General features: G+C 36.6%; 10 protein-coding genes. 2 read left to right on the top strand and 8 right to left on the bottom strand.

Going from position 1 to position 15,366, the window contains the following annotated elements:
• Window positions 1–67: 67 nt before the first annotated feature.
• Together I589_RS17920 and I589_RS12690 are read right to left on the bottom strand one after the other, a co-directional pair.
• The gene (locus I589_RS17920; RefSeq protein WP_162140356.1) at window positions 68–1,894 is read right to left on the bottom strand and encodes a DUF4947 domain-containing protein; all 1,827 of its coding nucleotides are present in this window, start codon (window positions 1,892–1,894) and stop codon (window positions 68–70) included.
• Complete coding sequence (locus tag I589_RS12690) at window positions 1,891–3,582, bottom strand: Hsp70 family protein (protein ID WP_010768170.1); 1,692 nt, start codon at window positions 3,580–3,582, stop codon at window positions 1,891–1,893. Before I589_RS12690 ends, I589_RS17920 begins: the two co-directional genes overlap by 4 nt.
• Before the next feature lie 473 nt (window positions 3,583–4,055).
• On the opposite strand from I589_RS12690, the gene I589_RS12685 reads away from it, so the two are divergent.
• Window positions 4,056–4,487 carry a GNAT family N-acetyltransferase gene (locus tag I589_RS12685; protein ID WP_010768169.1) on the top strand — a complete coding sequence of 144 codons (432 nt, stop codon included), beginning with the start codon at window positions 4,056–4,058 and terminating at the stop codon, window positions 4,485–4,487.
• Between the two features lie 145 nt (window positions 4,488–4,632).
• On the opposite strand, the gene I589_RS12680 is transcribed toward I589_RS12685, so the two are convergent.
• The 3 genes from I589_RS12680 to xylA form a co-directional block, all read right to left on the bottom strand.
• On the bottom strand, window positions 4,633–5,715 hold the full coding sequence (locus I589_RS12680; protein WP_010768168.1) for an acyltransferase family protein: 1,083 nt from the start codon (window positions 5,713–5,715) through the stop codon (window positions 4,633–4,635).
• Window positions 5,716–5,969: 254 nt separating this feature from the next.
• On the bottom strand, window positions 5,970–7,466 hold the full coding sequence (xylB, locus tag I589_RS12675) for a xylulokinase (protein WP_010768167.1): 1,497 nt from the start codon (window positions 7,464–7,466) through the stop codon (window positions 5,970–5,972).
• A 239-nt stretch (window positions 7,467–7,705) separates the two neighbouring features.
• Window positions 7,706–9,013 carry a xylose isomerase gene (gene xylA, locus I589_RS12670; protein WP_010768166.1) on the bottom strand — a complete coding sequence of 436 codons (1,308 nt, stop codon included), beginning with the start codon at window positions 9,011–9,013 and terminating at the stop codon, window positions 7,706–7,708.
• A gap of 152 nt (window positions 9,014–9,165) precedes the next feature.
• Here xylA and I589_RS12665 point away from each other — a divergent pair, with 152 nt between their 5' ends.
• Window positions 9,166–10,344: an ROK family transcriptional regulator gene (locus tag I589_RS12665; RefSeq protein ID WP_010768165.1), complete on the top strand. Its 1,179-nt coding sequence runs from the start codon at window positions 9,166–9,168 to the stop codon at window positions 10,342–10,344.
• A 79-nt stretch (window positions 10,345–10,423) separates the two neighbouring features.
• On the opposite strand, the gene I589_RS12660 is transcribed toward I589_RS12665, so the two are convergent.
• The 3 genes from I589_RS12660 to I589_RS12650 all read right to left on the bottom strand — a co-directional run bounded on the left by I589_RS12660 (window position 10,424) and on the right by I589_RS12650 (window position 15,239).
• Entirely contained in the window at window positions 10,424–13,459 is a 3,036-nt protein-coding gene (locus tag I589_RS12660; RefSeq protein ID WP_010768164.1) for a glycoside hydrolase family 2, read from the bottom strand.
• A gap of 88 nt (window positions 13,460–13,547) precedes the next feature.
• Complete coding sequence (locus tag I589_RS12655; protein WP_010768163.1) at window positions 13,548–14,363, bottom strand: carbohydrate ABC transporter permease; 816 nt, start codon at window positions 14,361–14,363, stop codon at window positions 13,548–13,550.
• Complete coding sequence (locus I589_RS12650; RefSeq protein WP_010768162.1) at window positions 14,364–15,239, bottom strand: carbohydrate ABC transporter permease; 876 nt, start codon at window positions 15,237–15,239, stop codon at window positions 14,364–14,366.
• Window positions 15,240–15,366: the final 127 nt, after the last annotated feature.

The following is a 15,366-nucleotide window of genomic DNA, read 5'->3' as shown; positions in this document are numbered from 1 at the left end:
GCCCTCTTCAAATCGTTCATTTTGAAAAGGGCACGCTTATTTGATTGTCTTATCAGAATAAAATATTTTACTCCTCTATTTTTCCATAAAACTGAACATATTTCGTTTTAGGTGTAATATAGCCAACTTTTCCGTTATAAATATAGACATTGGGTTTCTCACCCGAATATAACAACGCACGCATATCCCCACCAGATACGATTGAATAATCTATAGCTTGTGCATAAAAGGCTCTCGCTTGCTCTTCGGTTAATTTTCCTGAGTTCATCTCTTCTAAAATCAGCTCAAGCTCTTTCTCTTTTAATAAGTCGTTCAACTCTTCTGCATTCGTTACAACTTTATCCGGCTTTCCTAAGATTTTTTGGACGTCTTGCTCATTATAATGAGAATAGTCGGGGACAGTTGCTGAAAATCCACCCGTTTCATAGGATTCATAACTAACTGGCTCTTTATCATTAGGATCTACAGCAAACAGCGTCATATTTTTTTCAAAGTCGACTTTTTTTTCCTCTGATGAGGTTGTCTCTTCCTCTGATGACTCGTTGGATTGAAGTACAGATGGTATCTTCAGATCCTTAAAATCAAAATCTTCAAGATTCAACGAATCGTAAGTATAAGTGAATGTCTCAGGCTTCTTGGTAGGTGTATCTACTATATACTTTCCTATCAAAAATATGGCAAGCACAATTAAGAAGCCATAGACAAGCGTTCGCCACTCCTGGATAAATGACTTCTTTTTCTTTGGTTTACTCCATACGCCTCTTTGGGTATACTGAATTTCTTTTTTTGTAAACAGCTCTGGCGATTCTTCTTGAAGTCCGTACCAAAACATTACTGTCTGTCGTTTATTTTTTGTCAAATATGCATAATTTCCGGCTAGTAACCAGTAAATCTTCTTAGGGATTCCTTGCTGTTCCATTTGATAAAAAGAAGCAGGTTCCAGTGGGTCTGGTTCTCCTTTTCGATACGCGGTCATAAAATCCATGTATGATGTCAGGAATGTCCACTGAATTGAATTCGTTGAAAATGATTGCAAGTCTAATAGTCTTTCTCGTTTTTTTGCATCATTTAATCGGAAATCTTCAAGTAACAATAGAAAACTTTCAAGTAAAGCTAAATCTGAATCCTCTTTATAAATTTGCTGACAAGCGCTTAGCACGCCTCTTAGATTTTTTCCTGACTGTCCATCCAAAAGTTGCGTATATAATTGATTTCGTTTGATAAAGTAGTCAAGTCGTTGGTGAAATGGTATCTCCTCTGAAAAAGAAAAATCCAATGCAGGAGGATCAAATAACTCCGTATTTTCAGGTGCGGACGTATCTATTTGACAAAGTTCAGCGAAATAGTTTCGGACATTATTCCCCATCAGATAATAATTTTCCCGCAAAAATCGTTCTAAAGTCCACTGAATCTGAGTAAATGACTCAATATCCAAATTCATAAACGGACGTAAAAAAGCTCTCCATCCATCTACATCGTCAAAAAAACGTCGTTCATTATAAAATTTTGTCAATGCCTCTTCAAATGACTCAACAGAAACTGTTTCTTCTACTTCCTTTTCTGAAAAATCTGTTGGTTGAATCGTTTCGTCAAAAATAGATGTATAGGTATCCCCCAGTATTTCTTTCAATCCTTCGTCAAAGGTTGATTGTACCGGTTCTGGCTGTTGGCTATTCACTTCATCAGCTTCTTCAAGAAATCCATCCAGAGTTGATTCATCTTCTTCAGTTATGAATTTAGCAAAGTGTTTAGCCAAATCGAGCGCTTCTTTTAATTGTTGAAATCGCTCAATTTCTGTATCCATATTGATTTGCTTTAATTGTTTTGCATAGGCTCTCTTAATTGCCTTTATATCATTTGTAGGCTCAATCCCTAATATCTCCCAGCAGTTCATAGCCATATATCCCTTTCCAACTCATCAACAATTTTAGAAAGCTCTCGATAACGTTGCTGAATCAGCTTACGGTCCTGCGTCTTCAAAATTGCTTGAAAATCAAACAGCAATCCTTGAATCTGTTCTCTCCTATTGCCTAATGTCTCACTATAGAGTCGTTCAACTCTAGCCAGCAACATCCGATTTTCTGCTTGATCTTCAGGCAAAATTTTTAATGCTGCCAGTTTCTCCAATGATGCTTGAATCTCTTCTGGAGTTAAGCTTCCAGGGTTTTCTTCTATAATGAGCTTCTCTTTATGACCATTTTTCTCATCTTCTAAAATCACTTCAATAATTCCATTATTATCATAGGTAAACCGACAAGCAACTGGGTAATCTTTGGGCGTACGTTTAGGAAGATCAATGACGATTTCTCCAACCTTTAGATTCTCGCTGGCTTTCGCATTTTCTCCTTGATAAACGATAAATGCCATTTTCCTCTGATTTTCTACTACTGTATAAAAATAGTTCATCTTACTTGCCGGAATGGTTGTATTACGCTCAATAATCGGCACAAATACATCATTAATATAACCATTTTCCGTTTGACGAACCGCATCTACTCCTAGAGAATACGCACTAACATCTGTCAGAATTAGTTCCTTTTTTATCGTTTCTTGCTTTAGCTCTGCATGAATTGCCGCACCTAATGTCACTACCTCATCAGGATTCAAATGACTATTAGGGAATACTTTTAACAGCTTGGCGAAGTAACGTCGAACAAGATTTAGACGTGTAGCCCCTCCAACTAAAATCACTTGGTCTATCTCCGCTAAAGTAACTTCTGAATCTTTTAACACACGGCTAATTGGCAGCTTCATCCGATGAAGTAGCTGCTCTAGTAGTTGTTCATACTCCGAGGGTGTTAATTGATAGGTGTACTCTTTTTGATTCAATTCTAAACATACATTCACCGCGTTATCTTGACCTAATTCGCGCTTTGCTTGTTCCATTTTTTGATAGACTTTTCCTTGCTCCTGTAGGCTTAACGTGCTAGTTTCAATCTGATTTTTCTCATAAAAATCTTGAATTAATACTTGCGTGAAATCTTCTCCACCAAGATAATTATCTCCAGCGGTTGCTTCAACTTGCATAACTCCCTCAAACAAATCAAGCAAAGACACATCAAATGTCCCTCCTCCTAAGTCTAAAACCAGAATCATTTGATCCTCTTTTTTAGTCAGACCATACGCTACTGCGGCAGCTGTCGGTTCACTAATCAGATTTGTCACAGTTAGTCCTGCTAGTTTTGCAGCTTCCATCGTCACTTCCCGTTGGATTGTATTGAAATAAGCTGGAACTGAAATCACTGCTTCTTCACAGGGTTCGTTTAAAAACTGTTCAGCTGATTTCTTTAATGAAGTTAGTATTAAAGAAGATAATTCCACTGGTGTAAATGATGTATCCCCAATTTTATAGCTTTTCTTCGTTCCCATAAACCGTTTGAAAGTAGAAACCGTTCGTTCCGGATGTGTCAATAAACGCTCTTTTGCAATTTTTCCGATTAATACTTCCCCTGTTTCATCTAGGCTAATCACAGATGGCGTTAATCGTTCCCCATGCTGATTGGGTACTAACTGTACTTTTTCTCCATCCCAAAAACTAATTGAGCTATTTGATGTCCCTAAATCAATGCCAAAAACTGTCATACACTTCTCCTTTTTGTCTTAAAATGACGTCTCTATAGTTTCCCTTATGTTGAGCAACTTACAAAAAACTCTTGTTTCAATTAAATGAGGATTTCGTTCATCCATGCCACAAGCTTACATGACTACCACTCGATAGCTTACTGCAATCAACTGGCTCACGTGTTTATTTTTTGCTGTCCCTTAACCAATAGGCCCCTTTGCAAATGACTCCCCATTTCTCATCATTTTCGACAGCCCATTTTTCTTTTTTAGTATAGCATAAAAGAACTTAGTCTATTATATAGGTTATCATTTAAAAAAATATTTATAGAATAGGCTATCTATGAGCTTTCTAACAACCTCTGACAATTATTCTCTCACCAGTAATTTGTCAGTAAAAGAAGAGAAATGGTCCGAAAAAGACGCCCAGGAAAAATACTCTTTTCTATATTTTCATGTATAATAAGAGAAATTGACAAAGGAGAATAGAAATAATGAATTCAAGAAAAGCCGTAGAATCAGACTATATAGAATTAATTGATATTTGGGAACAATCCGTTAGACAAACACATACATTTTTAGAAGAATCCGATTTACTAGAAATCAAAAAAAATCTTCCTGTTTATTTCGCACATGTTGACTTACTTGTATGGATGGTGGAAGAAAAACTAATTGGATTTTCTGGAACAAATGAGGGAAACTTAGAGATGCTGTTTCTTTCACCTTCCGTTTTTAGAAAAGGCTACGGGAGAGCCATCTTGGAAGAATTAATTCAGCAAAAAAAAGTTACTTCTGTGGATGTAAATGAACAAAATAAGGGGGCAGCGGCCTTCTATAAAACGCTTGGCTTTCAACTTATTTCAAGAGATGACTTGGACGATCAGGGAAAACCATACCCAATTTTACATTTAAAATTAGTAAAATAAAGGAAGCTTATTCCAGAAGCGTTCATCACTTTTTGTTATCCGTTAAAAATAGTAAAACGGTCTCTACTTGCTTAGTAAATCGCAAGCAGAGATCGTTTTTTTATCGATTAAGGCACTGAGAAAAAACGATTAGTACCAGTTAAATTTACTCAATGCTTCTCACTCTTTTTTGAACTTTCAGTGATAGAGCAGATAATTTATTTTTACTCCATAAAAACAGAGATTTTTTTATTGGAACAGTCATTATCTCTTTATACAAAATGACAGCAGAAAAAAGAGTTGTTAGGAAAAATGTGCTGAAAAATAAAGAAAGCCCATTTACCTGTATTCCGTAATAGCCAATAAACCACTTGATTACTTCTAAAAATAAAGGATGAAGAAAGAATAGATAGCGGCTATATTGCCTTAGTAAAAAGAAGTTGCTGTTCTTTAATGTATTTGACTGAAGCAGTGAAATAAATAGAAATGTCACCACAAATGGTGAAGAAAGTGAAAAATTCTTGTCTGCACCTTGGTTATTAAAAATGACTATACATTCCAGAGAAAAAAGAACCAGTGATAGAAACAGCTTCAGATTCACTCTCGTTTTAAAAAATTTTGACTGTTCAAAATCAGCAATAAGATACCCTAATACCACATAGATAAAACTATAAAACAAACCATTTCTAGTAGTCAAAACAAAGTTATGTAGGCTAGTGTAATATGTTTGAAGAAACGTATTCTCTAAAAAAGAAGAATATGTCTCAGAAGCACCAACAAGAAACAATCCCCCACTGATTGCTAATAAAAAGAGATAGTTCCTTCTTTTTTTGATAAAATTTGTTAAAAAAATACTCGAAAACAACGCTGGAAAATACCACAAGTGATAGCATGTTCCAATATAAAGAAGCCCTACCAATAAGCCAATTGGATAAAGTACGGGCGAAAGATTCATCGCATAAAGATAGTGGATTCCATAAGGTAAATAAATTAGACTCCAAAACAAGTATTGTTTGCCCTGTTTAAAAAAATAGTTTTTTCCATATTCAGGATGAGTGTTCATTCCTTTTTTTAAAAAATAACTTGTAGAAATAAGAAATAGTGGAACTGCTAGTCTGGCAAATGTGCTTTTAAGAAAAAAATGAACAAGCTCGTTATCAACTAATTTTCCACAATGAATAAGAATGACGGAAACTGCCGCCACATATCGAATAATATCTAACATTGGGTAGTTCTTTCGAATTACCAACACCTCCTTATACCATTTTGTAGTAAAAGTATACCTTGTTTTTGAAAACGATTAAATAGGACTTATGTATGATTATTGTCAGCCAATTACGGTTCAAAGAAAGGAAAAAACGTCCGTCATGTCTAGCCTCCCTAGTTCATTCTTGGATTTATGAGGAAGAACGCCATAGAGACCAGACTTCTTACAAAACAAAAAACAGCAAACAGACGACCTTTCCTTCGCCCATTCACTGTTTTTCATCTTTAACTATTTCTTTAACGAATTTCTGCTAGCTGATGACAAATATCCGCTGTTGCTCCATAAACTTGTTTGTAAATCTCATAGATTTTCTTATACGCTGCCACATTTTCTTGAATAGGTACGATTTCCTTATCATAGCTTACAAAGGTGCCTACACAACTGTTCACATCTGGAAACAAGCCGCTTCCAACAGCTGCAAGCATCGCAGCACCCATTCCTGGACCTTGCTCGGTCGTTAACGTGACAATTGTTGAGTCAAAAATATCCGCCTGCATTTGCAGCCAGTCAGGATTTTTTGCGCCTCCTCCGACTGAGACAATTTTCGTAAATGTTCGTTTTGCTGTAGTTTCCATCATTTCTTGTGAATCTTTTAAAGAAAATGTAATTCCTTCTAACACTGAACGACCAAAGTGCGGCAAACGGTGATGCGTATCCATTCCTATAAAACTGCCCCTGATTTGACTGTCAGTATGAGGCGTACGTTCACCGACAATGTACGGTGTAAATAGTAGCCCATCTGATCCTGGTTTCACTGTTCCAACATCCTTTAACAATTCCCCAAAATCAAGGGTTGGTGCAAAGGTATCTCGATACCAGCTTAACGAATTTCCCGCCGCAAGTGTTACACCCATTGAGTAAACTTTATCTTTCACAGCGTGACTAAATAAATGAAGCTTGCCATTGTAATTTACCTTATCGGATTGCTCAAAGGATAAAAATACGCCACTTGTCCCAATTGAGACCATTCCTGCACCTTCTTGAATGATTCCTGAAGCGAGAGCTGCACATGCATTGTCTGCTCCCCCTGCATAAATCTTCACATCCTGTTCAAAACCAAATTCTTTTTTCAACGCTTCAGTGATTACACCCACCTCACCTGAGGATTCATATAAGGTTGGTAATATCTCTTGTGGAATGGAAAACGTACTTAGAATTTCGGTAGACCAGCATTTGTTTTCAACATCTAATAAAAGCGTCCCTGCTGCATCTGAATAATCCATTGAGTACTTTCCAGTAAGCCAAAATGAAAGATAATCTTTTGGAAGCATCATGTGTTGAACTTTTGACCAGTTTTCCGGCTCGTTTTCCTGTACCCATAAAATTTTAGGTAAGGTAAACCCTTCTAACGCAACATTTTTTGTGATATTGAGAATACGGTCTCCTGCTGTTTCCATAATTTCTCGACATTGCTTTGTCGTCCGAACATCATTCCACAAAATCGCCGGGCGAATGACTTCATTTGATTCATCTAATAAAACAAGACTGTGCATTTGACCAGAAAAACTAATGCCCACTAGCTCTTTTTTGATTTCTTCATGCTCAGAAACTAGTGTCTTCAATACCTTATGAGCAGCCTGCCGCCACTCCGCTGGATTTTGTTCACTGTAACCTGCTTGTGGCGTTAATAAAGGATAATCTGCACTAGCTTCACCAACTAAAACTCCATCTTGACGAAATAACAGCCCCTTTAATGAGCTCGTTCCTAAATCTAAACCTAAAACATAAGACATGCTTTTCCTCCTAAAATAAGTCATGGTTCTAATCAAAGATACTTATTTGTAAACTTAACTCCTTCAAAAAAATATTCATTTAAAATAAGCTGGAATATCTCAAAAAAGCAAGGCGCTTTCGGATATTCCAGCTTGATTTTTTGAAGTGCCCTTTTTTGCAGCCTTTATTTATTACTGAATAGGTAAAACCTATCGTAATTGAAAAGTAAAATTTTTCTAGCCCCTGTAAATGTAACAGATTAAACTAAATAATCGTTTAGACGACTCTTCACGTATTCAATATGGCTTGATTTTAATTCAATATGATCGTGACCTAACGCATACTCTGTCAGTGACTCTAAGTCTTCTTCATCCTTGATGATTTTTGCCCCAATTCCTTCTTTAAATGATGCATACCGTTCTTCTTTTAATTCATCAAAGAAACGATCCTCTTTTAATTTCGCAGCAGCTTTTAGACCACGTGCATACGTATCCATCCCTGCAATATGCGCAAGTAATAAATCTTCCATTTCAAATGAAGAACGACGAACTTTTGAGTCAAAGTTAATTCCACCAGGAGCAATCCCACCGTTTTCTAATACCTCATACAATGCTAAGGTTGTATCAAAAATACTTGTTGGAAACTCGTCTGTATCCCATCCAAGTAAAACATCGCCTTGGTTAGCATCTAATGAACCCAATGCATTGTAGCTTCGTGCAACAGCAATTTCATGTTCAAAAGTATGTCCAGCTAAAGTGGCGTGGTTTGCTTCTAAGTTCAGTTTGAAATCACCTTCTAATCCATAATGCTGGATAAAGGCCATTGTTGTTGCTGCATCAAAATCGTATTGATGTTTTGAAGGTTCCTTTGGTTTTGGTTCTAATAAGAATTGAGGTTTGTGACCAATTTTTTCACCGTAAGCAATAGCCATCTTGAATAGACGGGCAATATTATCCTGCTCAAATTTCATATCTGTATTTAGTAAAGTTTCGTAACCTTCACGACCACCCCAAAATACATAGTTTTCTCCACCTAATTTTTTGGAAATATCTAATCCTTTTTTTACTTGTGCAGCAGCGTATGCATAGACATCTGCATTATTTGTTGATGCCGCCCCATTAATATAGCGAGGATTTGAAAACATATTGGCTGTATTCCATAATAATTTAATACCGGTTTGATCCATTTTTTCTTTAATTAAATCAGTAATTTCATCGATGTTTGCAAAGAATTCTTCCAGAGTTTCACCTTCAGGAGCAATGTCAATATCATGGAAACAGAAATATTCAGCGCCTAATTTTTCACAGATTTCAAAGAAAGCTTCTACACGGTTCTTTGCTGTTTGCATAGGTGTATCTGCAAACCATGTTCTTTGGTTTACTGGATTACCGAATGGGTCGGAACCATCTTGTGTCATTGTGTGCCAATAAGCAATTGCAAAACGCAAATGATCCTTCATCTTTTTTCCCATCACTAGCTCTTCAGGGTTGTAATGGCGAAAAGCAAACATGTTTTCAGTTGTTGGTCCTTCATATTGAATTTTTTCTACATTTGGAAAATAGCTCATTTTTCTTCCTCCTAATAATAAATCACTTGATTTAAGTTTGTTAGTACGATAAACTAACTTACAAAGATACTATAAATCATACGAATTTAGTTGTCAAGCGCTTACAGACACTTTATTATTAAATTAGTGAATATGAAGTTAGGAGTTTACCTATGATATCTAGTAAATATACAATTAGAGAACAAAATGAAGCAAAAATTTTAACGGTCATTATTGATAAAAATGAAGTTTCTCGAGCAGAGCTTTCAACTCTGACTGGACTAAATAAAGCCTCTGTCTCTGCGATTACAAAGAAGCTGATTGAGGATGAATTTATCAGCGAAACACGGATTGGCGATGCGTCAAATGTCGGTGGGCGAAAACCAATTATGCTTACCTTTAATCGCCAGTCAGCTTTAGTCATTGCCTTTGACCTTGGCTATAACTATATTGAAGCAATGCTTGCCTATATAGACGGTACTATCATTGACAGTATCCGAAAACGCCGAATCGATGTTTCCGCAGAAAATGTAGTAGGACAAATGAAGGAAATAATTGATCATTTTTTGTCGATTCAACCAAAAACCCCTCATGGAATCATTGGTTTGACAGCCGCAATCCATGGACAGGTACACAATAACGTCATACATTTTACGCCTTATTATAATCTGGATAAAGGAAACCTTTGGGAAGAGCTGCAAGCAATCTGTGATTTCCCCGTCTTTTTAGAAAACGAAGCAAACCTAGCAGCCTTGGGTGAGTATACATTTTCTTCTCATTATCAAAATCTGGTCTCTATTAGTATTCATAGCGGAATTGGTGCAGGGATTGTCGAAAACGGGGATCTTCAAGTGGGTTATCGAGGACGTGCCGGAGAAATCGGTCACTCTATTCTTTATCCGCATGGAAAAGAATGTCCTTGTGGAAATTTAGGATGTCTGGAACAGTACGCCTCAAACAAAGCAACCTATCAAGAATATGCAAAACAAGAAGGCTTAGATTACGTAAATTCAGATACGCTTCAACAAGCCTTCCAAGAGAAAAATGACCGTGCGATTGCCCTTTTAGAAAAAAATGCAGAGCTTCTAAGTATAGGCATCAACAATATTATCATGATGTATGATCCTGAAATTGTGGTGATTAACAGCTCTCTGTATAGGAAGATTCCTGAGATGATTCCATTTATCAATGCCCATATAAAGAACCGATTTTCAAAAGATGTCCTTATCCGAAATACATTCTTAGAAAAAAGCGCCACCCTCTACGGTGCATTCGCTAACTCTGCACAAAACTTTTTGAACATTAAAAAGTTGAAGCTGATAAAAGAAGAGATTGTGTCTCTTCACGAATAAAAACCAAAAAGCTAGTCGATTTGTGTTCCATTCACACAAATCGACTGGCTTTTTATCATCTTTTCTACGTATTTATTACCTAATCCGCGTAGTCTAGCACAAATGAAAAATTAAATGGTTCATTATAAAGCTTGTACGCTTCGGCCACTTCAGGACCACAGCTTGCTGACCCCAGACCATATTGCCGGTAGTCTAAGTTTAACTCGACAGCATCTAGCTCAGTCAACTCATAAGTGTGTTCTGCTTCGTCTAACTGTTCTGTTGAATAATTTCGAACACTAAACTGAAATGGCGTACCAGAGATAGTGACCCCCACTCCAGCTTCGTTACGAATAGTGACATTTCTTGTCTCCATTCGATTCCCATTTTCTTGCGGACGAACATACGGAGTGAACATCTCGTTTACTGACTTTTCCCAGCTATCTAGATAACCACTTTGACAACTGTCTGCATAGGTTTCGTTTGGTCCAAAACCATACCAGTTAACCGTTTGGAGCTCTTTTGCTAAATACAGCTGTAACCCAATTTTTGGCAGTGTTTTCGGTTTATTTCCAAAAGGAATCCCTTTTACTGAAATCTCTACCGCACCTTTTCCAAAAATACGATACGTCTTCTCAAGTCTAATTCCCCAATCTCTGGAAACAGCGGCTTGAGTGCTGTTTATTACAATTAACATCGCCTCTTCTTGTTCATCGACTTGGACAGACTCGACTCGCTCTGCTAATTGATGAATCCCATATTCATACCATTCATCGGTCATAGGTGCTGTATAGAATTCGTCTTGTCCTAATCGGTCATTGTCTGTTACCGCTCGCCAAAAATTAATCTTGGGCTGTCCTGTCACTAACGGCTTTCCTCTATAAGTCCATTCCAACATATGACCTGTCTTCAAATCAAAGCATAACTGAACATCATTACTTGAGATTGTCAATTTTTCATCCTCTACCATAGAACTAAATGCTTTTTTCTCTATTAGTTTAGGCAAAGCTGACTTTACTATCGCTTGTTTCCAAGCAACCTTATCAGAGTAAATAAACCGCCCTTTTGGTTCTTTAAAAATAAGAGATAGCACCACTTCTCCTTCATAATGAGTAACATCAGCTGTGGGTTTAGGAACCAAAATTGTGGCAGCTTCCCTAGGCTCTATGTCTATATTTTCCACAGCTACTACATCAAGAATCTGTCCATTCATCTTCCAAACAAATTGTGCGGATAATGTATTTAAATTTCTAAAGTCAAAACGATTGATTAGATGAACTTGTCTGTTATCTGCAGAAAACTCAATCGTTACTGGTTCAATTACTTTTTTATACTCATAAAGTGCAGGAGAAGGCGTTCTATCAGGGAAAATTAAGCCATCAATAATAAAGTTACTATCATTTGGCTTATCTCCAAAATCTCCTCCATATGCATAATACACTTCACCTGATGGCGTTGTTTGCTGAATACCATGATCTATCCATTCCCAAACAAAGCCTCCTTGAAGCCTAGGGTATTTATAAAATAAATCCATATATTCTTTCAGTCCGCCTGGTCCATTCCCCATTGCATGCGCATACTCACATAAAATATGTGGTTGCTCAAGTGCTCTTTTTTTTCCTTCTATTTGCATCTTTTCAACAGAGGTATACATTGTTGAAAACAGGTCAGTCGCATGATTTTTTTGTTCAAGCTCATTTTCAAAAATATGTCTAGACTCTCCCTCATAGTGAATCAATCTTGTTTGATCATAGCTTCGAATCCAGTCTGTTGCCGCTTGATGATTCTGCCCAAAACCTGATTCGTTTCCTAATGACCAAATTAAAATAGAGGGATGATTTTGATCTCTGATAACCATTCGTTTCACTCGATCCAAATACGCTGGCTGCCAATCAATGTGATCACTTAATTCATTTCTTCTGTTAACGATATCCATTCCATGCGTCTCAATATCTGCTTCATCAATCACGTATAGACCATAAAAATCACACAAATCATAAAAACGCGGATCATTTGGATAATGTGCTGTACGAACTGCATTGATATTAAACTCTTTCATTAATTGAATATCTTTTTCAAGGTAGGAAAGTGGAACTGCTCGTCCAAGTGTCGGATGCCAATCATGACGATTGACCCCTTTAAACAAAATAGGCTGGCCATTCACTTGGATGAGTCCGTCTTTTACCTCCACCGTCCGAAAACCAATCTTTTGTGGAATCACTTGAATAAGTCTTTTTTCTTTATATACTTCAATAATTAATTGATAGAGATGCGGTGTTTCTGCTGTCCAATGCTTTGGATTATCAATCTTAAAATGATGAGAAACCTCTTTACCTGTCGCACTCATGGTTTCATCTAGCATCACTGAAGAATTGGTAGGATCCGTCACTTCAACCTTAATGGTATACTCTTTCTCATCCTTTCTTTCTTTAAAACAATAATCAATAGCTAAGTGTCCTACTGTGTACGAATCATCTAATTCCGGTCGAATAAAGAGATCATAAATCCCCTCTTTTTGACGCTCATACAAATACACATCTCGAAAAATCCCACTCAGCCACCACATGTCCTGATCTTCCAGATAACTCATCGCTGACCATTGACAGACCTGTACTTGGATACTATTTTTTCCTTCCACTAAAACATTCGTTAAATCAAATTCAGCAGGAGTCCTACTTCCGGTACTATACCCAATATATTGGTCATTCACCCATAGTTTGAACGCGTTATCTACCCCTTCAAAGCAAATTATCGTTTTTCTTTCTGACGAAGTTTTCGAAAAAAACACTTCTCGTTTATAGTAACCTGTCGGATTTTTTGTAGGGATATAAGGGGGTTCTACAGGAAAAGGATAAGCGACATTTGTGTAGTGTGGATTGCCATAGCCCTGCAGTTGCCAATGTCCTGGAACTTGTATTTCTGACCATTTATCAGATAATGTCTCTTCACCAAAAAATCCTTCTGGAACCCGTTCAAGAAGCTCCGTTAGGCTAAATGACCACTCGCCATTTAATAGTTGAAAACCCATTGATTTTTTTCTTTCAAACGATACTGCCTCTTCTTTTGATTCATATGAATGAAAATGGCTATGAGGCTTCTCTCTATTTTCATGTAAAATTTGATGATTCTTAAACATTTTTTACACTCTCCTTGTTTTGTTACAATCTATTTCTAAACGTACAGAGACTAGGTCTTTTCCCCTAGCCTCTGAAATGGATTTATTTTTATCGATAAGAGCCAGTCATGCCTTGAACAAATTGTTTTTGTAAAGTCAAAAAAATCACAATCATAGGTAAAGTGGCAATCAGTATCGCTAGCGTTAATGCCCCATAATCTATATAGTAACCATTTGCCATGGAAGAAATCATCAGTGTTAATGTTTTCTTTTCATTTGTTTGTAAAATGATTAGTGGCCACATATAGTTGTTCCATTGATTCATGAATGCGTAGATAACACCTGCAGCCATTGTAGATTTCATTGCAGGCAACACTATTCGAAAGAAAATCGAAGGCTCTGAAGCACCATCAATTCTTGCGGCTTCAATGATTTCATCTGGAAAGCTAGTAAAGCTTTGTGATAGAAAGAAAATAAGAAATACTGATACTAGTCCTTGTAAAATAATAGCCGCACAGGAATCATTTAAACTCAGTTTAGACATCAAACGATAGAGAGGAATCATTTGAGCTGCAAAAGGAATCATCATTGTCAGAAGAAAAAGAGCGAAAATCACTCGCTTCCCTTTACTAGAAAACTTTGAGAATCCGTACGCGGCTAGCGAACAAACCAGTAAACACAAAATACTAAAGATGACTGTAATCATAATCGTATTAGAAAAAACATGCCAAATATCATATTGTTGGACTAAATTCGACAGATTCTCTTTTAAATGACCGCCAATTGCCAATGTTCCTTTAGAAACTTCGACACTTTTATTCGTTGACCCCACAATAAGCCAATAAAAGGGAAATAAAGAAATGATTGTCCAAATAATTAAAAATGCATAGCCAAAGACTTTCATTAAATTTTGTTTTGTTTTCATTTACTCTTTCCCTCCTGCTCTAAATTGAATAATCGACAAAATAACCACAATAAATACGATGGCATAGGAAAGCGTTGCAGCATAGCCAAAGTTTGGTGAATACACAAATGACGTGTTGTAAATATATTGTGAAATAGTTGTTGTTGCAGTTCCTGGTCCACCTTTTGTCAAGTTCATCGGCTCATCAAATAATTGTAGTGTGCCAATCGTAGAACTAATTGCTGTCACTAAAATAATCGGCTTCAAATTCGGAATAGTAATATGAAAAAATTGTTTTATTTTACTCGCTCCATCCATCTCTGCTGCCTCATAGATTTCAGTTGGAATATTTTGCATTGCAGCCAGATAGAAAATCATATTGTAGCCTGTCCATCGCCACAACAGCACAAGTATTATAACAATTTTTGCAAGTAGACCATCTGACAGCCAAGGAATTTGACCTGAAACGAGTCCAAATTTTAACAAGAGATTATTGATTAATCCATCATTCGCAAAAATCATTTTAAATAATGTTGAAGAAGCAACTAGTGACGTGACACACGGGATAAATGCAGCTGTTCGGAAAAATGATTTAAACCGAAACATTTTAGAATTTAATAACGAAGCCAGTAATAATGCTAACAACAGCATAATCGGTACTTGTACAATTAAAAAGAAAATACTGTTCATCATTGAGATTTGAAATGTTTTATCACTGAACAATCGAAGATAGTTACCGATGCCCACAAACTCTGTTTTAAATCCTTTTATTGACTGAAAACTCATCAAAAAAGAGCTAATTACTGGATAAACGATAAAAATTGCTGCTAAAACTACGGCAAAAGAAATAAAAAACCATCCATAAAAATCTTTTTTATTACTAAGTACTTTTTTCATGATAGTCCCCCTATTAAAACGGCTAAGCACGGGGATGTTTCTTTGAAGCAAGTTAGCGCCTCTGCTTTCAGATACTCCTATACCACATGTTTAGCCGCTTCGTTTCATTAAGTCTAGAACATGCTCA

It is taken from the genome of Enterococcus phoeniculicola ATCC BAA-412 (genome assembly GCF_000407505.1).
GTDB classification, from domain to species: domain Bacteria; phylum Bacillota; class Bacilli; order Lactobacillales; family Enterococcaceae; genus Enterococcus_K; species Enterococcus_K phoeniculicola.
This window is presented reverse-complemented; position numbering and strand designations above follow the sequence as displayed.

Excerpts from the sequence above, each read along its gene's own strand:
- I589_RS17920 (WP_162140356.1), bottom strand. The coding sequence starts at position 1,894 with ATGAACTGCTGGGAGATATTAGGGATTGAGCCTACAAATGATATAAAG.
- I589_RS12690 (WP_010768170.1), bottom strand. The coding sequence starts at position 3,582 with ATGACAGTTTTTGGCATTGATTTAGGGACATCAAATAGCTCAATTAGT.
- I589_RS12685 (WP_010768169.1), top strand. The coding sequence starts at position 4,056 with ATGAATTCAAGAAAAGCCGTAGAATCAGACTATATAGAATTAATTGAT.
- xylB (WP_010768167.1), bottom strand. The coding sequence starts at position 7,466 with ATGTCTTATGTTTTAGGTTTAGATTTAGGAACGAGCTCATTAAAGGGG.
- xylA (WP_010768166.1), bottom strand. The coding sequence starts at position 9,013 with ATGAGCTATTTTCCAAATGTAGAAAAAATTCAATATGAAGGACCAACA.
- I589_RS12665 (WP_010768165.1), top strand. The coding sequence starts at position 9,166 with ATGATATCTAGTAAATATACAATTAGAGAACAAAATGAAGCAAAAATT.
- I589_RS12660 (WP_010768164.1), bottom strand. The coding sequence starts at position 13,459 with ATGTTTAAGAATCATCAAATTTTACATGAAAATAGAGAGAAGCCTCAT.
- I589_RS12655 (WP_010768163.1), bottom strand. The coding sequence starts at position 14,363 with ATGAAAACAAAACAAAATTTAATGAAAGTCTTTGGCTATGCATTTTTA.
- I589_RS12650 (WP_010768162.1), bottom strand. The coding sequence starts at position 15,239 with ATGAAAAAAGTACTTAGTAATAAAAAAGATTTTTATGGATGGTTTTTT.